The organism is Citrobacter sp. wls714 (assembly GCF_005281025.1).
GTDB lineage: Bacteria > Pseudomonadota > Gammaproteobacteria > Enterobacterales > Enterobacteriaceae > Citrobacter > Citrobacter werkmanii.
Genome location: NZ_SZWZ01000075.1, coordinates 78,355 through 98,743, shown reverse-complemented (window position 1 = coordinate 98,743; position 20,389 = coordinate 78,355). Strand labels below are relative to the sequence as shown.

General features: G+C 52.8%; 19 protein-coding genes. 5 read left to right on the top strand and 14 right to left on the bottom strand.

Translation table 11 applies throughout. The features are described 5' to 3' along the window. Positions 1-9: 9 nt before the first annotated feature. The 3 genes from brnQ to phoB all read right to left on the bottom strand — a co-directional run bounded on the left by brnQ (position 10) and on the right by phoB (position 3,769). A complete protein-coding gene (brnQ, locus tag FDX11_RS16270; protein WP_038638153.1) occupies positions 10-1,329 on the bottom strand; it encodes a branched-chain amino acid transporter carrier protein BrnQ in 1,320 nt (439 codons plus the stop codon). 404 nt (positions 1,330-1,733) lie between these two features. Further along, on the bottom strand, positions 1,734-3,029 hold the full coding sequence (gene phoR, locus FDX11_RS16260; RefSeq protein WP_042310177.1) for a phosphate regulon sensor histidine kinase PhoR: 1,296 nt from the start codon (positions 3,027-3,029) through the stop codon (positions 1,734-1,736). Positions 3,030-3,079: 50 nt separating this feature from the next. Further along, positions 3,080-3,769 (bottom strand): phosphate response regulator transcription factor PhoB, encoded by a 690-nt coding sequence (gene phoB / locus FDX11_RS16255; protein ID WP_003021496.1) that lies wholly within the window; start codon positions 3,767-3,769, stop codon positions 3,080-3,082. A 190-nt stretch (positions 3,770-3,959) separates the two neighbouring features. Between phoB and sbcD the strand changes: the two genes are divergently transcribed. The 3 genes from sbcD to araJ all read left to right on the top strand — a co-directional run bounded on the left by sbcD (position 3,960) and on the right by araJ (position 9,648). Beyond that, positions 3,960-5,162 carry an exonuclease subunit SbcD gene (gene sbcD / locus FDX11_RS16250; RefSeq protein ID WP_137398237.1) on the top strand — a complete coding sequence of 401 codons (1,203 nt, stop codon included), beginning with the start codon at positions 3,960-3,962 and terminating at the stop codon, positions 5,160-5,162. Further along, positions 5,159-8,305, top strand: a complete 3,147-nt coding sequence (sbcC, locus tag FDX11_RS16245; protein WP_137398236.1) for an exonuclease subunit SbcC — start codon at positions 5,159-5,161, stop codon at positions 8,303-8,305. The genes sbcD and sbcC overlap by 4 nt, the downstream gene beginning before the upstream one ends. Positions 8,306-8,478: 173 nt before the next feature. After that, positions 8,479-9,648, top strand: coding sequence for an MFS transporter AraJ (araJ, locus tag FDX11_RS16240; protein WP_137398279.1), 1,170 nt, complete (start codon positions 8,479-8,481; stop codon positions 9,646-9,648). A gap of 6 nt (positions 9,649-9,654) precedes the next feature. Here the strand turns inward: araJ and mak are convergent, their stop codons facing one another. After that, positions 9,655-10,563, bottom strand: coding sequence for a fructokinase (gene mak, locus FDX11_RS16235; RefSeq protein WP_137398235.1), 909 nt, complete (start codon positions 10,561-10,563; stop codon positions 9,655-9,657). A gap of 91 nt (positions 10,564-10,654) precedes the next feature. Between mak and rdgC the strand changes: the two genes are divergently transcribed. Next, the gene (gene rdgC, locus FDX11_RS16230; protein ID WP_003021479.1) at positions 10,655-11,566 is read left to right on the top strand and encodes a recombination-associated protein RdgC; all 912 of its coding nucleotides are present in this window, start codon (positions 10,655-10,657) and stop codon (positions 11,564-11,566) included. A gap of 50 nt (positions 11,567-11,616) precedes the next feature. Here the strand turns inward: rdgC and ppnP are convergent, their stop codons facing one another. From ppnP to FDX11_RS16205, 5 genes are all read right to left on the bottom strand, one after another. Then, complete coding sequence (gene ppnP, locus FDX11_RS16225; RefSeq protein ID WP_038638136.1) at positions 11,617-11,901, bottom strand: pyrimidine/purine nucleoside phosphorylase; 285 nt, start codon at positions 11,899-11,901, stop codon at positions 11,617-11,619. 71 nt (positions 11,902-11,972) lie between these two features. Beyond that, positions 11,973-12,650: an AroM family protein gene (locus tag FDX11_RS16220; RefSeq protein WP_061381539.1), complete on the bottom strand. Its 678-nt coding sequence runs from the start codon at positions 12,648-12,650 to the stop codon at positions 11,973-11,975. Positions 12,651-12,897: 247 nt separating this feature from the next. Further along, positions 12,898-13,089 (bottom strand): protein YaiA, encoded by a 192-nt coding sequence (yaiA, locus tag FDX11_RS16215; RefSeq protein WP_042310190.1) that lies wholly within the window; start codon positions 13,087-13,089, stop codon positions 12,898-12,900. A 26-nt stretch (positions 13,090-13,115) separates the two neighbouring features. Then, positions 13,116-13,661 (bottom strand): shikimate kinase AroL, encoded by a 546-nt coding sequence (aroL, locus tag FDX11_RS16210; RefSeq protein ID WP_042310192.1) that lies wholly within the window; start codon positions 13,659-13,661, stop codon positions 13,116-13,118. Positions 13,662-13,846: 185 nt separating this feature from the next. Further along, on the bottom strand, positions 13,847-14,302 hold the full coding sequence (locus FDX11_RS16205) for a YaiI/YqxD family protein (protein WP_042310194.1): 456 nt from the start codon (positions 14,300-14,302) through the stop codon (positions 13,847-13,849). 273 nt (positions 14,303-14,575) lie between these two features. On the opposite strand from FDX11_RS16205, the gene proC reads away from it, so the two are divergent. Continuing rightward, positions 14,576-15,385 (top strand): pyrroline-5-carboxylate reductase, encoded by an 810-nt coding sequence (gene proC, locus FDX11_RS16200; RefSeq protein WP_038638118.1) that lies wholly within the window; start codon positions 14,576-14,578, stop codon positions 15,383-15,385. A gap of 17 nt (positions 15,386-15,402) precedes the next feature. Here proC and adrA read toward each other — a convergent pair whose 3' ends face one another. From adrA to FDX11_RS16175, 5 genes are all read right to left on the bottom strand, one after another. Next, positions 15,403-16,518, bottom strand: coding sequence for a diguanylate cyclase AdrA (gene adrA / locus FDX11_RS16195; protein ID WP_061381538.1), 1,116 nt, complete (start codon positions 16,516-16,518; stop codon positions 15,403-15,405). 91 nt (positions 16,519-16,609) lie between these two features. Next, positions 16,610-16,930 carry a phosphate starvation-inducible protein PsiF gene (gene psiF, locus FDX11_RS16190; protein WP_038638114.1) on the bottom strand — a complete coding sequence of 107 codons (321 nt, stop codon included), beginning with the start codon at positions 16,928-16,930 and terminating at the stop codon, positions 16,610-16,612. 97 nt (positions 16,931-17,027) lie between these two features. Further along, on the bottom strand, positions 17,028-18,443 hold the full coding sequence (gene phoA / locus FDX11_RS16185; protein ID WP_137398234.1) for an alkaline phosphatase: 1,416 nt from the start codon (positions 18,441-18,443) through the stop codon (positions 17,028-17,030). Positions 18,444-18,545: 102 nt separating this feature from the next. Beyond that, positions 18,546-18,788, bottom strand: a complete 243-nt coding sequence (locus FDX11_RS16180; protein ID WP_079225264.1) for a sigma-S stabilization anti-adapter protein IraP — start codon at positions 18,786-18,788, stop codon at positions 18,546-18,548. 249 nt (positions 18,789-19,037) lie between these two features. After that, positions 19,038-20,234, bottom strand: a complete 1,197-nt coding sequence (locus tag FDX11_RS16175; RefSeq protein WP_137398233.1) for a multidrug efflux MFS transporter — start codon at positions 20,232-20,234, stop codon at positions 19,038-19,040. Positions 20,235-20,389: the final 155 nt, after the last annotated feature.

Below are 20,389 nucleotides of genomic sequence, written 5' to 3'. Positions count from 1 at the left end.
TGTCAGTGATTAGTGCGCGCTGGAGGTCACTTGTCGACCCGCGGCGCGATCCCAGATAATTGCCAGGATCACCATCACGACTGTTGGCATCAACCACGCCAGCCCTTGTTCCGCCAGCGGTAAACGCTGGGTCCAGGCCGGTAACACGTCGCCAATTGCAGAAGCTTTAATGCCATCAAGGATACCAAAAATCAGGCTGATAAACATCGCAGGTGCAATGACGCGGGAAGAATTATGCCACCATGAGCGGGTAAAACTTAATACAACCAGTGCGATACATGGCGGATAGATAGCCGTCAGCACCGGAATAGAGATCTGAATCAGATGGCTCAGCCCCAGGTTAGAGACCACCATCGAGAAACCGCCGAGGATAAATACCAGCGTACGATAAGACAGAGGAACGTACTGGGCAAAGAACTCTGCGCACGCACAGGTCAGGCCAACCGCAGTCACCAGACAGGCGATGAAAATCAGCGCCGCCAGCAGGAAGCTTCCTGCGCCGCCAAAGGTGTGCTGAACATACGCATGCAGAATCGCCGCGCCGTTAGCTGACTGATCGACCAGAATCGCACTATCGGAACCCAGACGGAACAACGCAAGGTACAGCAGCGTTAAGCCCACACCCGCCATCAAACCTGCCCAAACGGTGTAACGGGTCAGCAGACGCGACTCGGTAACGCCACGCGAGCGGGCGGCGTTAACGATAACAATACCAAACACCATTGCGCCCAGCGTATCCATGGTCAGATAGCCATTTACGAAACCATTCGAAAATGCTGCGGTTTGATAGGCTTCCATCGCATTGCTGATCGGGCCTGCCGGCCAGACAATCGCGGCGACAGACAGTACCACCAGCGCCAGGATTTTCAGCGGAGCAAGGAAGTTGCCGACGGTATCCAGCAGTTTGCCCGGATACAGCGACACCAGAATAACAATCGCAAAATAGACCACGCTGTAGATGAACAGCGGCAGCGCGGAGTCACCGGTCAGCGGCGCAATTCCGACTTCGAAAGAGACCGTTGCGGTACGCGGCGTCGCAAACAATGGACCAACCGCCAGATAGCAAACGGTAGCCAGCAGCAACCCAGCAACCTTACCGATAGGCGTACTCAGGCTGTCCACTCCGCCACCAACTTTCGCCAGCGCGACAACGGTAAGTACCGGCAAACCAACGGCGGTAATCAAAAAGCCAAAAGCCGCAGTCCAGACGTGTTCGCCTGCCTGCAAACCAACCATTGGGGGGAAGATGATGTTACCTGCACCAACGAACAGTGCAAATGTCATAAATCCCAAAGCGATAATATCGCGCGATTTTAACTGATGGGTCATAAAGTCTTACAGCCTGTGGATGTGGTGTTGAAAACAATAAATTTTTGCCTTTCCCTGGGGGACAATACAGCGGCATTTTTACTCAATTCCAGCGGGAAACACTCCCGACCTGGCGCGGCGAAGAATAGTTTTTCGATTTACCGCGTAAATGCAGTCGGTATGACAGCATCTGGAGCGCAATTTAAACGCTTATAACGTTTTAAAGCAAGGTGGGATCCAAAAACCAGAACAATATAGCGATATGAAAATTCGAGTTAGCACAAAACACCATTTCATGGAAAAAGGTATGGGTAATAGTTCGAACAAAAAACAATCAAACGTCGCAAAATTCAGGATGTAACTATTGACCACATAAAAAAACCAGCTCGCGCTGGCTTTTGGAAAGATTATCTTACGAATACGGGTTAATCGTTACTTTTGGTCATTAAACGTTCCGGGATGACGAAACTAAATCGCGTCCCTTTGCCCGGCATACTTTCGATATTCAGGCGGCTATCGTGATGTTGCAGAGCATGTTTCACGATAGCCAGACCCAGTCCACTCCCGCCCGTTTGTCGGGATCGCGCTTTGTCCACACGATAGAAGCGTTCGGTCAAACGAGGAATATGCTCCGCAGCAATACCTGGCCCATTGTCCTCGACGCTAAATTCCGCCCCGGAGGCAATATGCTGCCAGCGCACGGTGATGTGCGTACCCGCGGGGGTATGATTCACCGCGTTATACACAAGATTCGAAATAGCGCTACGCAGTTGATCCTCATTTCCACGCACGCTCAGGCGGCTATCAATATCAAAAGTAAACGTATGATTATTCTGACTCAGCGTTTGCGCCTCGTGTTCAACCACGCGCAGCATCATCGGCACGTCCACCTTCTCATTGAGCAGCAGCGCTGGCGCGGCCTCTATTTTCGACAGCGTCAGCAACTGCTTCACCAGCCCTTCCATGCGGTACGTTTGCTCACGCATGGTATGCAGCGCTTTTTCGCGCGTCGTTCCTTCCAGTGGATGCTCCTGCATCATTTCCAGGTAACCTTGTAGCACCGTCAGCGGCGTACGCAACTCATGGCTGGCGTTGGCAAAAAAGTTACGCCGCGAACCTTCCAGTTGGTGCATCTGGGTAACATCGCGCGCGACCATCAGCAATTGCTTATCGGTATAGGGCATCACGCGAATTTCCAGATGCCGCCCGGTATTAAGCACCAGATTGATTGGCCGACTAAAATCACGCGTTTTCAGATATTGCGTGAATTCCGGGTAGCGCAGCAGGTTAAGAATATTTTGCCCGCTATCGTCCGGCCAGCGCAGTCCCAGAACCTGCTGGGCCAGGCCGTTACACCAGAAAATGCCGCCCTCTTCAGTCGTCAACACCACCGCATCGGGTAGCGATTCCGCCCCACTGCGAAAACGTTTAATCAGATTACCCAGTTCCCGGCGGCGCTTTTTGTTGCGCAGCTGCATTTGATGCAGCCCGTACAGCAACGGCTCCCAACTTCCGCGCCCCGGCGGCGGGGTCATGCTTCTGTCGACCCATAACCACCAGGACAAGCGTAATAAATTCCAGAAATGCCAGACAAGCAGGCCGGTTACCGACGCCAGCAAAAACCAGGGCAGGTAACCAAAAAAAGCGCTAAGGATAAACGCCGGAATGCAGCAGAGGATCAGCTCCAGTACCAGCCTTTTCCATGACAATCGTTCTAGCAAACGTCTTACTCCATTAACAGCCTAATCCATCAGGCCTATATTCATGTCAGTCAGAAGCGGGTCGAAAAACGATATCCCGTCCCACGAACCGTCTGCACCATACGATCGTGTCCACTGTGCTCCAGCGCTTTACGCAAGCGGCGGATATGCACATCCACTGTCCGGTCTTCCACGTACACATTGGTACCCCAGACATGATTGAGTAATTGCTCACGACTATAGACGCGTTCAGGGTGGGTCATAAAGAAGTGCAACAGTTTGAATTCTGTCGGCCCCATATCCAACGGATCCTCGCCGGTCATCACGCGATGCGAGGTTGGGTCAAGGCTCAGCCCCTGCATCTCAATAACTTCTTCCACCGCCATAGGGGAAATACGACGCAGAACCGCTTTAATACGCGCCACCAGCTCCTTGGGAGAAAACGGCTTAGTAATATAATCATCCGCACCCGTTTCGAGACCCCGGACGCGATCTTCCTCTTCTCCCCTTGCCGTCAGCATCATGACGGGAATATCCCGCGTCATCGCTTCGCGCTTGAGATGTTTAATAAACTGTAGGCCCGAGCCGCCGGGTAGCATCCAGTCAAGCAGGACGAGATCCGGCCAGGGTTCATTGAGTTGGTTCACAGCACTGTCATAGTCTTCGGCTTCTACGGGTTGAAAACCGTTTTGCTCGAGCACGAAGCAGACCATTTCACGAATTGGAGCTTCATCTTCTACGACCAGAATACGTCTCGCCATGATTTGCCCTGTTTATAATTAAATCGTTTGCCATCAATACGGTGCCATTATGCGTCAGTTTTATGACAGATTTATGAAAAGATAGTCCAGGTTTAACGCAGCCCCGCGAATTATGACAGCCCTAAAACAAGATATTACCGTCCTTGCAGGGTTATAATCCCCGCCACTGTTTTATCGTCATGGAACTCTTATGCGCATCCTTCACACGTCTGACTGGCATCTGGGCCAAAATTTCTACAGCAAGAGCCGCGCCGCTGAACATCAGGCCTTTCTCGACTGGCTGCTGGAAACGGCACAATCCCAGCAGGTGGATGCCATTATTGTGGCGGGCGATATTTTCGATACCGGCTCACCGCCAAGCTATGCCCGTGAGCTGTATAACCGTTTTGTCGTTAATCTGCAGCAAACCGGCTGTCATCTGGTGGTGCTGGCAGGTAACCATGACTCCGTCGCCACGCTCAACGAATCCCGCGATATTCTGGCGTTTCTCAACACCACAGTGATCGCCAGCGCAGGCCATACGCCGCAGGTACTGTCGCAACGCGACGGCACGCCGGGTGCGATCCTGTGTCCGGTTCCTTTTTTACGCCCGCGCGACATCATTACCAGCCAGGCAGGGCTGACCGGACAAGAGAAACAGCAGCATTTGCTATCAGCTATTACCGACTATTATCAGCAGCAATATCAGGACGCCTGTACGCTGCGTGGCAACCAAAATCTACCCATCATTGCGACCGGGCATCTGACCACCGTTGGCGCCAGTAAAAGTGACGCCGTACGTGACATTTATATTGGTACGCTGGACGCCTTTCCGGCGCAAAACTTTCCACCAGCCGATTACATCGCGCTGGGACATATTCACCGGGCGCAGGTTATCGGCGGGACCGAGCATATTCGCTACTGCGGTTCACCAATTGCGCTCAGTTTTGACGAGTGCGGCAAAAGCAAATGCGTCCATCTGGTGAGTTTCGAAAACGGCAAGCTGAGCGCTGTTGAGCACCTCACCGTACCGGTCACCCAGCCGCTGGCGGTGCTGAAAGGTGATTTAGCCGCGATAACCGCCCAACTTGAACAGTGGCGCGGTATGCAGCAGGAACCGCCAGTCTGGTTAGATATCGAAATCACCACCGATGACTATCTGCACAACATGCAGCGTAAGATTCAGGCATTGACCGAAGATTTACCGGTAGAGGTGTTATTGGTGCGCCGTAGCCGGGAACAGCGCGAACGTATTATGGCGAATGAACGACGTGAAACGCTAAGCGAGCTGAGCGTGACGGACGTTTTTGACCGCCGCCTGGCGCTGGAAGAACTCGAAGAACCGCAACGCGAGCGCCTGAATCAGCTGTTTAGCACCACCTTACACACGCTTGCCGGGGAGACCGAAGCATGAAAATTCTCAGCCTGCGTTTGAAAAACCTCAATTCTCTGAAAGGAGAATGGAAAATCGATTTCACGGCTGAGCCCTTTGCCAGCAATGGGCTGTTCGCCATCACTGGTCCAACGGGCGCGGGAAAAACCACCCTGCTGGACGCCATTTGTCTCGCGCTGTATCACGAAACGCCGCGGCTCAATACCGTGTCGCAGTCGCAAAACGATCTGATGACCCGCGACACCGCCGAGTGTCTGGCCGAGGTCGAGTTCGAGGTCCGGGGCGAAGCCTATCGCGCATTCTGGAGCCAGAACCGCGCGCGCAATCAGCCTGAAGGCAATCTACAGGCTCCGCGCGTAGAACTTGCCCGCTGCGCCGACGGTAAAATTCTTGCCGATAAAGTCAAAGACAAGCTGGAAATGACCGCCGAACTTACCGGGCTGGATTACGGTCGTTTCACCCGTTCGATGCTGCTGTCTCAGGGGCAATTTGCCGCATTTCTCAATGCCAAACCGAAAGAGCGTGCCGAACTGCTGGAAGAGCTGACGGGGACTGAGATCTACGGCCAAATTTCCGCTATGGTGTTTGAAAAACATAAAGCAGCGCGTACGGAGCTGGAAAAACTGCAAGCGCAGGCCAGCGGCGTGACTCTGCTCGCTGCGGAGCAGGTGCAGTCCCTGACAGAGAGTTTGCAGGTACTTACTGACGAGGAAAAACAATACCTTGCCAGCCAGCAGACTCAGCAACAGCATCTCAACTGGCTCATGCGGCAAAATGAGCTACAGGCAGAAATCAACCGTCACCAACAGGCGTTACAGGCCGCTAAACAAGCGCAGGAAGACGCACAGCCACAGCTGGCGGCGCTGAGTCTGGCGCAACCGGCCAGAGCGTTACGCCCACACTGGGAGCGAATCCAGGAACAAACGGCTACGATAGCGCGTACGCGGCAGAAGATTCAGGAAGTGAATGCTCGCTTACAAAGCAGCTTAGCGCTGCGCGGGCGCATCCGTCAGCAGGCGCACACGCAATCGACCGCGATACTCGCCGAACAACAGACGTTAATCGACTGGCTGAATGAACATGACCGCTTCCGCTCGTGGGGCAGCGAACTGGCTGGATGGAAGGCCCTGCTGGCGCAACAGTCCGACGCTAACGTCCAGCTACGCCAGTGGCAGCAATTACGGGAAAACGACACGCGTAAACTGGATGCGTTGGCGCTTCCCACGCTGACTCTTTCGCCGCAGGAAGTGACAGAAGCGCTGGCGCAACATGTGCAGCGCCGTCCGTTACGCCAGCGTCTGAGCAATCTGCACGGGCAAATCGCCCCGAAGCAAAAGCAGCTGGCGCAGTTACGCGCCACGCTTGTGCAGCGTCAGCAAGAGCTGGCTCAGCGCAACGCGGTACTTGCCGAAAAACGTCAGCGCTATAAAGATAAAAATCAGCAACTTGCCGATGTGAGGATCATTTGCGAGCAGGAAGCCCGCATCAAAGATCTGGAAAGCCATCGGGCATTACTGGAATCCGGCAAACCTTGTCCGCTTTGTGGCTCTACTACACATCCGGCTATCGAGCGATACCAGACGCTTGAGCTGAGCGTAAATCAGGCACGACGTGAAGCGCTGGAAAAAGAGGTCAAAACGCTGGCCGATGAGGGTTCAACCCTCCGCGGTCAGCTTGAGGCAATAACCCAGCAACTTCAGCGGGATGAACGCGAAGCACAGACGCTTTCTCAGGAGGAGCAAGCACTTACTCAAGAGTGGCTGACTGTTACCGCCAGCCTCAACGTATCGCTACAACCGCAGGATGACATTGCCCCGTGGCTTGCCGCCCAGGAAGAACACGAACAACAGCTTCACCAGTTAAGCTTGCGTCATACCCTGCAGGCGCAAATCACGGCGCATACCGAGCAGATTACCCAGCTCCAGCAGCAAATTGACCAGCGCCAGGCGGCGTTAACCGCCGAGCTGGCCCGCCATGAACTATCCCTTCCGGCAGAGGATGAAGTCGCTTCGTGGCTGAGCGAGCGGGCGAGAGAAGCGCAAATGTGGCAGCAGCGCCAGAACGAACTCACCGAGTTACAGGCGCAGATAGCTCAGCTCACGCCGTTGCTGGAAACGCTGCCTGAGAGCGATACACTTTCTACAGGTACTGAGAGTCTGTCGCTGGAAAACTGGCGACAGGTCCATGACGATTGCCTGTCTTTACAGGGCCAGTGGCAAACCTTGCAACAGCAGGAGACGCAGGACGTACAGCGCGCCGCAGAAATTCAGGCACAGTTTGATGCCGCATTGCAGGCCAGCATCTTTGCCGATCGTGACGCCTTTGTTGCCGCCCTGCTGGATGAAGAGACCTTTAGCCGTCTGGAGCAGTTAAAACAATCGCTGGAAAACCAGCAACAGCAGGCACAAACGCTGCTTAATCAGGCTCAGCAGGCGCTGGCGAGCCATCACCAGCAGTTGCCAACCGGGGTGGATCTCACGCTCACAACCCAACATCTTCGCGACGCGCTGGCGCAGCTCACCCAGCAGCTACGGGAAAATACCACTCGCCAGGGTGAAATTCGCCAGCAGCTCAAACAGGATGCTGAACATCGTCAGCAGCAACAGGCGCTGATGCAGGAGATTGAAAAGGTCACGCAGCAGGTTGATGACTGGGGCTATCTGAATGCGTTGATCGGCTCGAAAGAGGGAGATAAATTCCGCAAGTTTGCCCAGGGGCTGACGCTGGATAACCTGGTGTGGCTTGCCAACAACCAACTCACTCGTCTGCATGGTCGCTATCTGTTACAGCGTAAGGCCAGCGAAGCGCTGGAGCTGGAAGTGGTTGATACCTGGCAGGCCGATGCCGTGCGCGACACGCGTACGCTTTCCGGCGGCGAGAGTTTCCTCGTGAGTCTGGCGCTGGCGCTGGCGTTATCCGATCTGGTCAGCCACAAAACGCGAATTGACTCTCTGTTCCTCGATGAAGGTTTCGGCACGCTGGACAGCGAAACGCTCGATACCGCGCTGGACGCGCTCGATGCGCTGAACGCCACCGGCAAAACCATTGGAGTGATCAGCCACGTTGAAGCGATGAAAGAACGTATTCCGGTGCAGATCAAGGTTAAAAAAATCAACGGTCTGGGGTACAGCAAACTCGACAAAATATTTGCAGTTGATGCCTGATAGCTTCACAGGCCGGATCGGCGCCATCCGGCACGAATATGTAGCACAATATTGCATACTCAAAGACGGATATGAAATGGCATTCCACTTCGCTTATCCGCAAGCTATCTCTGTTGGCGGCGAACGTTCGCCGCTATGACGCACATCCGGCGTCTTTCTTGTTGGCAGGTGGTATGAAAAAAGTCATTTTCTCTTTAGCCCTGGGGACATTTGGGCTGGGCATGGCAGAGTTCGGCATCATGGGCGTTCTCACCGAATTGGCGCGGGACGTGGGCATTTCTATCCCGGCCGCGGGTCATATGATTTCGTTTTACGCCTTTGGCGTGGTGCTGGGCGCGCCGATTATTGCGCTCTTTTCCAGCCGCTTTTCGCTAAAACATATTCTGCTGTTTTTGGTCACGCTATGCGTGATTGGCAACGCCATCTTCACCCTCTCCTCCTCGTATTTTATGCTGGCGGTGGGCAGGCTGGTTTCCGGCTTCCCGCACGGCGCATTTTTTGGCGTTGGGGCAATTATTCTGTCGAAACTGGCACGCCCAGGAAAAGTCACCGCCGCCGTCGCGGGCATGGTTTCAGGGATGACCGTTGCCAATCTGATTGGCATTCCCGTCGGTACCTGGCTGAGCCAGGAATTTAGCTGGCGCTATACGTTCCTGTTGATAGCCGTCTTTAATATCGCCGTTATTGTCTCGATAGCTTTTTGGGTGCCCAACATCAGCGATGAAGCGAAAGGGAATCTGCGCGAACAATTTCACTTTTTGAAAAGCCCCGCCCCGTGGCTGATCTTTTCCGCCACCATGTTTGGCAACGCCGGGGTTTTCGCCTGGTTCAGCTACGTTAAGCCGTACATGATGTACATCTCCGGTTTTTCCGAAACGCTGATGACCTTCATCATGATGCTGGTGGGATTGGGGATGGTATTAGGGAATCTGTTGAGCGGTCGGCTATCTGGCCGCTATACGCCGCTGCGCATTGCGGTAATAACCGACTTCATCATTGTGCTGGTTCTGCTGCTGCTTTTTGTCTTTGGCGGTATCAAAGCCGCATCGCTGACCTTCGCCTTTATTTGCTGCGCGGGCCTGTTTGCTCTGTCGGCACCGCTGCAAATTTTGCTGCTGCAAAATGCTAAAGGAGGTGAGCTACTGGGCGCGGCAGGCGGGCAAATTGCCTTTAACCTCGGTAGCGCAATTGGCGCCTGGTGCGGCGGTATGATGCTGACGCTGGGCTTTGCCTACAACTATGTGACGCTGCCGGCTGCGCTGCTGTCTTTCTCCGCCATGTCATCGCTGCTGATTTACGGTTACCTGAAGCGCGGCGTGCAACAAATTGCACCCGCGACGTAAAACAGATTACGCCTGCGGCCACAGCCAGGCCGCACCGCGTACGCCGCTGGAGTCACCGTGTAGCGCCTTGCGTAGGGGCGTTTCGCATTCGCCGCCAAAGACAAACTGCTTCATCAACGTCGGAACGTTTTGATACAGTCGGTCAACATTGCTCATTCCGCCCCCCAGCACAATGACGTCCGGATCGAGAATATTCACCACATGTGCCAGTGATTTCGCCAGACGCAGCTCATAGCGGCTCAATGCCTGCTCCGCCACAGCATCCCGTACGTTAACCAGATCGATAATGTCGTTGCCCTTGAGCGACTTACCGCTCAGACGCTGGTAGTCGGTGGCAAAACCGGTCCCGGAAATAAAGGTTTCAATGCAGCCTTGCTTGCCGCAATAGCAGGGTACTTCCTGGCGATAACGCAGCTCATCTTCGTCCATCCACGGCAGCGGATTATGCCCCCACTCGCCCGCGGTACCGTTGCCACCCGTGTGCGCCCGACCATTCAACGCCACACCCGCGCCGCATCCGGTGCCAATAATTACCGCAAACACGGTTTGCGCCCCTGCCGCCGCGCCATCCACCGCTTCAGAAACCGCCAGGCAATTGGCATCATTCGCCAGGCGCACTTCACGCTTCAAACGCATACTTAAGTCTTTATCAAAGGGTTGCCCGTTAAGCCAGGTTGAGTTGGCATTCTTGACTACCCCAGTGTAAGGCGAAATTGAACCGGGGATCCCCATCCCCACGGTTCCCGTTTGCCCGGTAGCCAGCTCCGCCATCTCCACCAGCGCGGCAATGGTTTCTATCGTTTGCCGATAATCCTCACGCGGTGTGGGCAGGCGATGGCGAAAAAGCTGCTCGCCTGCATCGCCAAGCGCAATAACTTCCGTTTTTGTACCGCCCAAATCGATACCTATACGCACTGTTTGCTCCTCTTCCCGATTAACAATGCAAGCATAGCGACAATTCGCTATCATGCCCGCTGGATTTAACGACAAGGCCGTGGAAATTATCATGCTGTGGTTCAAAAATTTAATGGTTTACCGTCTTAGCCGCGATGTTTCTTTGCGTGCCGAAGAGATGGAAAAACAGCTGGCATCAATGACGTTCACTCCCTGCGGTAGCCAGGATATGGCAAAAATGGGCTGGGTTCCGCCGATGGGATCGCACAGCGATGCATTAACGCATACCGCCAATGGCCAAATTATTATCTGTGCCCGCAAAGAAGAAAAAATTCTGCCGTCGCCGGTTATCAAACAGGCGCTGGAAGCCAAAATATTCAAACTGGAAGCTGAGCAAGGTCGTAAGCTTAAGAAGACCGAAAAAGACTCGCTGAAAGATGAAGTTCTGCACTCATTGCTGCCGCGCGCTTTTAGCCGCTTCAGCCAAACGATGATGTGGATCGACACCGTTAACGATCTGATCATGGTTGATTGTGCGAGTGCGAAGAAAGCGGAAGATACGCTGGCGCTGCTGCGTAAGAGCCTTGGCTCGCTGCCGGTTGTTCCGCTGACGATGGAAAACCCGATTGAGCTGACGCTGACCGAATGGGTTCGCTCCGGTACAACGGCACAGGGCTTCCAGTTGCTGGATGAAGCCGAACTGAAAGCGATCCTTGAAGACGGCGGCGTGATCCGCGCGAAAAAACAGGATCTGGTCTGCGACGAAATCGCCGTACATATCGAAGCGGGCAAACTGGTCACCAAGCTGGCGCTCGACTGGCAGCAGCGCATTCAGTTCGTGATGTGTGACGACGGCTCGATTAAGCGTCTGAAGTTTAGCGACGAGTTGCGCGATCAAAACGAAGATATCGACCGCGAGGACTACGCTCAGCGTTTTGATGCCGATTTCATCCTGATGACGGGGGAACTGGCGGCGCTGATTAAAAGTCTGGTGGAAGGATTAGGCGGCGAAGCGCAACGTTAAACCGTGTTTACCGAATGGCGGCTCAATGTCGCCATTCGTCATTTTTACGCTTACAGGTAGCGGCAAAGATAGGATGTTGGCTCTGCCACCTGCAGATGAAACTCGCTACTGCCTGGTACATTAAACACGTCCCCTGCGGCATAGACTTTCCACTCAGTTTCCCCTGGCAACAGCACGTTAAGTGCGCCGCTGACGACCGTCATCTCTTCAGGTGCCGCAGTACCAAAGGTGTATTCACCTTCGGCCATCACGCCAACACTGGCACGGCCAGTACTGCTGCTGGTAAAACCGATGGATTTTACTTTGCCGGAAAAGTATTCATTACTTTGAAGCATACAACTGGCCCTATCTTGTGATTAAGTTAACAACCAATATAGGGGGCAGGCGTTCCACCTGTCACGCAAAATTACGCGAGCAATTCCGAAGCCAGTCGGGCGATCAGCACATTGGACAGCAGAACCGGGACATCCAGCGATTTTTGCAGTAAATCGCGATGACGTTGATTAAAGCCCAGACAATCCAGCATGATCACATCTGCACCTTGCTCAAGCAATTCTTTACCGGCATCAATCAGTTGTTGTTCGGAACCGTGAATCGGATTCGCCACGGCATACACTGGCGGCGTTTGTAACACCTGCCATTTTTGCGTCTGGGCTTTGAGCAATTCCGTGACGGGGACAATAACCCCAACCTGATGCCCTTCCACAATCGAGGCGACCAGCGGAGGAATGATACGTAAAGGTTCCAGCAGCATACTCTTGCGGGCGGTCAGGCGGGCAATTGAAGCCGTACTCATCAGCAGGATCACGTCAAAGCCCTGATTGTCGAGCACTTCTACAATACCCTGCAGTGAGCGTTCCACTTTCTGGCGCGAAACATGGGCAAGTTGATGGTCGCAGAGCAGCGTTAAGAGCGGCTCGTCACCGGGAGAGACCCCGTACTCAGCCATCACATCCTCTCGCCGCATCTGTCCCAGCAGACTGTGGTGAGTAATGTGCTGCTCATCAATATATTCCGTCAGGAGCGGTAACACCTCACTCATCGGCACCACGCCAATCGTGAGGATAGCCAACGACGTACCCATTTTTTGCTCCACCGTCTTCTTACTTTGCTGTGAATTCCCGAATCATTGCCGGGCGCTGACCTGTGCTACAAACGCTCAAAAGCGTAGCAGCAGATCGGCGGTCTATTTTGTAAAGATTCCAAATCATTCCAGTACTGTATTGTTATTGTTTAATTTTCGATTTTTACTGTATATCGCGATATTTAAAAAAATGTGATGTACGCCCGTACTGGGCCTTTTCAGACACCTGCCCGGGCGGTGTCCGACATCAGGTTTTGTCGGGATCCTCATAGCGCTTTTTAGCATCCATGGCTTCCTGAGCGGAAGGATGCTCACTGATCAACGAATTCGGTTCTGGGTGATCGGCACGAAGTTGATACCAGGTTACCGTCTGGCCTGGCGTCCCCTTTTCAACCGTTACAATGGTCGCCTGACGCGGATAAGGTGGTTTTGTCGGCATAGCTCTTCCTTTTGTCTGAATGAGCTTTAAGTATAGACACCACCCTGTAACCGTGGCGCTGCCTGCGACAGTATCCCAAGAATGTCGTCCACCACCTGCGAAGGCGGATTGGTCGCATCAATAATATAATGCGCGGCCTCACGGTACAGAACATCGCGCTGGGCAAGCACTTCCTCTACTTCTTCGGTCAACGGCTTGCCGGTTAAGGTCGGGCGCAACCCCTCTTCAGGCGTCGCCTCCAGACGATCTACCAGTACCGATACTGGCGCGCTTAAATAGATAACCACGCCGTGGCTACGCATGTAGTGACGATTAAATTCGGTTAGAATGATACCGCCACCGGTCGCGACAACCGTTGTCGGAGCCGTGACGGCCTGCAGAGCGGCTGTTTCCTGGGCACGAAACCCTTCCCATCCTTCTCTTTCGACAATTTCCGCCACGGTCATCTGTACGTGCGATTGCAACCAGCGATCGGTATCAACAAACTGGTAATCGATAGCCTTCGCCAGCGCCATACCGGTTGTCGTTTTACCACACCCCCGGGGGCCAACAAGAAAAAGAGGTTGCGTCATCACAGAATTTCCCCAGAGAGCCGCCGACAAGCGGGATCTGATGCTATTAAAGATATAATCATATCATCAAACTAGTACACCACCAAAACGTAAAGAAAAAATTACAGAAAGAGTGATGTCGTCAATTAACCCCTACTATAACAAGAATTCACAGGGATGAAAGTGTAAGAAATAAATTACAGGTGTTATTTTCTGCGCTGAACTTCCAGCCACCACTTATCCAGCTCAGCCGCAAAATGCTGCCGGTCGCGGGGAGAAAGGCTATCTGGTCCCCCGGTCTGGATGCCGCTGGCACGTAGCGTATCCATAAAATCACGCATCATCAGACGTTCGCGGATCGTCGCTTCGGTATAACGTTCGCCGCGTGGATTAAGCGCTGCTGCCCCTTTTTCAATGGCTTCAGCAGCCAGTGGAATATCCGCCGTTATCACTAAATCACCGGCGCTACATTGTCGCACAATCTCGTTATCAGCGACGTCAAACCCGGCGGGAACGCGTAATGTACGAATAAAACGCGAAGACGGGACGCGCAAACTCTGGTTCGCCACCAGAATAAGCGGCATCTGCATGCGCTCAGAGGCGCGGTATAAAATTTCTTTAATCACGTTCGGACACGCGTCGGCATCCACCCATATTGTCATAATCTCTCCCCACTCGTGTGTAATCGCGCATTGTCTCGTGCTTTTACTTGCAGGCAAAGTGCTGTTTCTCCTTCTGCACATATTCATTCCGCGCTAAGCTTAGCTTTCCCAGATTTACCCTAAATAATTCGGGTTGCAGGCAGGCGGCAAGAGAGTGAGTCCCGATGAGCTTACTCTGGTAAGTGATTCGGGTGAGCGAACGCAGCCAACGCACATGCAACTTGAAGTATGACGGGTATAAAACAATGAATATCATCCATAGGGAGTGACAAGATGGACAAAAAAATTGGTTTTATCGGCTGCGGTAATATGGGCAAAGCAATTCTTGGCGGCATGATCGCCAGCGGCCAGGTTCTCCCGGGACAAATCTGGGTCTATACCCCTTCCCCTGATAAGGTCGCTGCGTTGCACGACCAGTACGGTATTAATGCAGCGCAGTCTGCGCAAGAAGTTGCCCAAATCGCCGACATTGTTTTTGGGGCCGTAAAACCAGGCATCATGATTAAGGTGCTGAGTGAAATCACCTCCAGCCTGAACAAAGACTCTCTGGTTGTCTCGATTGCCGCTGGCGTTACCCTCGATCAGCTCGCCCGCGCACTGGGTCATGACCGCAAAATCATTCGCGCAATGCCAAATACCCCGTCACTGGTTAATGCCGGAATGACCTCCGTCACGCCGAACGCCTTAGTAACGCCGGAAGATACGGCCGACGTACTGAATATCTTCCGCTGCTTTGGCGAAGCCGAAGTGATTGCAGAATCGATGATTCACCCGGTGGTCGGCGTCAGCGGTTCTGCACCGGCCTATGTCTTTATGTTTATCGAAGCGATGGCGGATGCTGCCGTTCAGGGGGGAATGCCCCGTGCGCAGGCTTATAAATTCGCAGCGCAAGCGGTAATGGGCTCGGCAAAAATGGTGCTGGAAACGGGTAAACATCCAGGGGAACTGAAGGATATGGTGTGCTCGCCAGGCGGAACCACTATCGAAGCGGTGCGTGTCCTGGAAGAACGTGGTTTCCGTTCATCAGTGATTGAAGCGATGGTTAAGTGCATGGAACAGTCAGAAAAACTCAGCCGATCCTGAGTTAATATCACCGGACGTCAGGCCGCCGCTTCAGTGCGGTTACGTCCGGAATTCTTTGCTTTGTAAAGCGCCATATCTGCTGATTTTAACCATTCCCGATAATGCTCAGTTTCAGAAGTCAGCGGCGCTACGCCAACGCTAATACGCAAGGCAACCTGCGGAGCGCAGGATAAACGCAACTGACTAAGTCGTTCATGCACGCGCGACATGGCCGCAATTGCGCTGGTTGCCGGCGTGCCGCACATAATCACCGCAAACTCATCACCACCAAAACGCCCGATCACGTCGCTGCCGCGTAAAGTCATCTGCAACTGACGGGTCAGCGCGACAATGGCCTGATCCCCGACGTCATGACCCCAGGTATCATTGATGCTCTTAAAATGGTCGATATCAATAATAAGCAACGTGGCGTCACGCTGGTAGCGGCGGCAATTATCAAATTCATTACGTAGCAACAGCTCCCAGTGACGTCGGTTATAAACGCCGGTCATCCCATCTCGCGTACTCATCACCTGTAAGCGGCGTTTATGTTCCGCCAGCTTGATGACCGTCTGATAGCTGACCCAGGCAAACAGCAGCGGATACATCACCAGTACCGGCAGTGATAACACCACGCTCAGTTGACCGCTGCTAACAGCGACGGGAATATCGGTTAACTGTAACGTCACCAGACATGACACCGCCATCAACACGACGCCCGCGAGGAATACTCGCATTCCCCCAGCGCCCATCAGGTTGATGCAAGTAATCATGAGCAGCGCCGTCGACGGCAACAGGTTTGCCCCCATAATTCCCAGCCACATCCCGGCGAGGATGGCATCGGCTTTTAAATTGGTAAATTCACTATGCAGAGGATCGTCTGCTTTACTTGCCAACTGCCAGGCCAGATGTGGCCAGACGAATGCCCATCCCACCAGCAACAGCCACCAGCCTCCGGTAATGGGCTGGGAAACTAATACCGACGCGATAGGGAAAAACATTCCCCCCAATCCCACCGCTCGCGGCAGCCTGATCCGTCGGGCAAATCGCAGACCGGAACGTTGGTGGTCGTTTTGATGAAGTGATATAAACGCTTCATCCGCGACGACCTTCTTTTGGAAAAAGTTTTCATCATTCATCGTATTTGGGAACATTCTGAAACAAATTTCCCAAATTATAGGTAGGGGTCTGCTGGCGGGAGTATGAAATTTCGGGTGAGCGTTTTTACCTGCTCACCCGTAAGTGCTACGCAGCTTTTTTCAGGCAAGCGCTCATAAACTTGTTACGATCATCGCCTTTCAGTGACTGCTCCGTCGCCTTGACGTTGCATTCACGCATCTTCTGCTGCTGTGGGGTTAAACTCTTTTCCTCAGGCGCAGATTTGCTGTTTTTCAGGCAATCACTCATATACGTCTTTCGCGCATCCCCTTTTAAGGCCTGCGCCGTTGCCTGCTGATTGCAGGTGGTCATACGCTGTTGTTGCGGGGTTAACGTCTTCTCGGCAGCACCGACGGTAGTTAAAAAAACCAGTCCAAAGAGCAGCGTCATTAATAATGTAATTTTCATAGCACCATCCTTTTCTGAACGACGACACACAGGTAAGTTTGGCTGCTAACAATAAAAATACCACCCGGCGGCAAAACTATTGTCACCGGGGGCAGGGTTACTTCAGACCTAACGCCGCTTTCATAGTGTAAAACAGGTCAGTTTGATCGGTCAGGCCGACTACATTCGCCGCATGCGGGCCATAAGCGGCGATGCGCAACTGGCTACCGGTGTGCTCCTGAGATTCCTCTTCAGAATTGCCGTAGCTGATGACCATCACCGCGCCATCTTTGGTGTTCAACGCCTGAGTCAGACCAGGTGCTTTGGTATCAGGTGCGACAATCTGGCTGGCATGTGCGTGGTCAGCGGTTACCACCACCAGGGTGTTGCCATCTTGCTTCGCAAAGGCAAGCGCACGCTGCACCGCTTCGTCCAGATCAACCGTTTCGCCAATCTGTCCACACGGGTTGGCGGCGTGATCCTGTTTATCGATGGATGCTCCTTCCACTTGCAGGAAGAAACCTTTCTCATTTTTGCTTAATAGCTCAATCGCTTTATCCGTCATCTGCGCCAGCGTCGGCACGGTGTCATCACGCTTTGGATTTGGCGTACAGGTCACCACCGGTTTATCCAGATTGCCATGATAGGACGCTTTCGGACCTTCCCAGCGCACCGGCATATTGCCGTCGGAGAACAGGCCCAGCAACGGCTTATCCTGGTTAGCTTCGGTAATCGCTGCCAGCGTCTCGGCATCACTTACTATCTGATAACCGCGCGCCTGGGCTTGTTCACGCAACGTTTTACCCTGCCACTCCCCTGCCGCAGCGGTTTCAGCAAACGTTTTTGCCCCACCGCCCAACGTGACGTCAGGCCGGGCATTCAGCAACTGTTCTGTAATTGACCCTTTGCCGCCTTTTTCCAGCGCATTGGTTGGGCATTTTTCACGGGTCACGCCTGGACCATAGCACTTACGCGAAGTGACATGAGCAACCAGCGCTGCTGGGGTAGCATCCTGCAATTCAGCGGTAGAAACGTTGCCCGTCGCCAGACCTGCCGCTTTTGCCATTTCCAAAATTGTTGCATGATCTTTTTCATGGATATCAACGCCCAGGGCGCCGTTATAGGTTTTAACCCCGGTGGTCCATGCCGTCGCTGAGGCCGCAGAGTCCGTCACATAATCCGGTTTGCCCGTTTTCTTATCTAACGCATAGTGCGTGTATTGCCCGGTCAACGGTAAAGCATCAATACCTTTAAAAAAACCGCCCGCGCCTTCGGCATAATTTCGTGCGGCCGTTATTTCTGAATCACCCATGCCATCGCCAATCAATAAAATTATATTTTTAGCAGGCTTATCGTTCAGAGATTCACGCAGCGCTGCCGTTTGATCGGCTGACAATCGGCGGGCACCGCCTGGCGTGGTGATATCACCCTGAGCGGCACGATTATCCATAACCGCTACGGTAGATGTTTCTGCATTAATAACCGGGGTAAACAGCAAAGGTAACAGGGCAATCACGAGTGCGCTTTGTTTCACTTTATTTTCTCCATGTATAAATACGGTAAAATTAAAACAAAGCGACTATAAGTATTTGATGTGACACTTTTATGATAATTTGTGGGTGCCCCCTCGGATTACTCAAAACGCTTTTGGCACGCTCTCGCCAGCATTATGGAGGGTCGTCATAAACGTTGGCACACGGTTTACGCCTGCCAGAGCACCTTCAATTTGACGCAGCACTATTTGCCGATCGCTCCACGCCATATTGCGCAGCATTTCGGTGATGACCTGCTCTAACGTTTCGACCTGCGCCGCCAGGTTTTGTGACTCTTCTTCTTTTTGGGCGAGCTTAAGCAACAACTCAGTGACGAGATTTTTCATTTGCGTATTCCCTTAACAAAATATAAGCCACGTTAACATTAAGGCTCACTACTGCCTAGGTGATAAAAGTTTTATTTTTAGAAGAAATTAAACTATTTGCGAAAACAATCACATCACAAAATAAGGAAGAGATGAGCCTTAAAACAAAATCCTTCAATATAAAAAGGTAAAAGGATGAATAATCACACAGAGATATAATGCAAAATTATAGATAAACAACGCCGACGGGCAGCGTTGTTTATCAGATAGTCAGCTCGCGTGACGCCGACGTCGCAATGCGATGGCCAACTGCCAGATGTTAATCAGTACAATACTCGCCGTAGCGATGAAGACCCAGCGGAACCCCGCCATGGCTGATACCGTTGCTCCCATTAATGGCCCGGCGACGTTGCCAAGGTACATAAATGATTGGTTATAACCAAAGATACGCCCGGTTATCTGATCGCTGGAGTATTTCACCAGCAGCGTCTGTACCGCCGGCAACATCGCGCCGTCGGCAAAGCCGAGCAGGAAACGTAATATCCCCAACTGCAATGGCGTGGTGACCCACGACATAGCGAAAAACAGCACGACGGCAAAGATTAACGTCGCCATTAAAATCCGCTCAGTACCAATACGGTCACCTAATTTGCCAAGCCGCGGCGCGGAAATCAGGGCCGAGATGCCAGGTACTGAGGCAATCAACCCGCTGAGAAAGGCAATATTGCTGCTGTCTGGCACCATTGATTTGATAAATAACGCCAGAATAGGACCGATAGAGCCGTTACACAGTTGAATTACCATCGTCGTAAAAAACAGGCTGATCACCAGCGCCGGATAAGGCAAGGAGGCAAAGACGGCCTTCCCGCTCAGTCGTTCGCTTTTTTTGGTCGTCGGGCGCACGCCCTCTTTGATCAAAAACAGCGTGACAAGGAAACTAACCACCAACAAAGCCGCGGTAATACAGAATACCGCCCGTAACCCAATATGGTCGGCAATAAAGCCTCCCATTAACGGTCCGCCAATAACGCCACTAATTTGCGCCGTAGAAAGCGTGCTCAATGCCCATCCGCTGCGTTCACGCGGAACCTGTGACGCTACCAACGCCATTGCGTTCGGAATATAGCCTGAGGTTAACCCCATCACCCCGCGCAGCAGAAAAAGCTGCCAGACGTTAGTGGCAAATGCCTGCAGTAAAATCGCAATCGCCATCCCCAGCGAGGCTCGTAACAGCATCAGTTTGCGTCCTTTACGATCGGCTAAACTGCCCCACATCGGAGAAACAATAGCTGAAATAAGGAAGGTGACGCTGAACGTTAATCCGGACCACATTGAGAGAGCTTCATGCGAGGTGACGCCCAATTGGGAGATGTAGAGCGGTAAAAAAGGCAGGATTTGGCTAATCGCCAGCCCGGTAAAAAAGCATCCAAACCAGACGGAAATAAGGTTTACTCTCCAGGATTCCATAGGGACTCATAACGATAAGTAGCTGAAAACTGCGAGCAGCTTAACAAATTACTTAGCCAAATAAGGGTCAACAGGTGCGATGTATCACAGTTTAGAGTTTTATCTTCCCGCTCATCATATTTGTGATACGCCTCACACCAAACCCACAATACAAG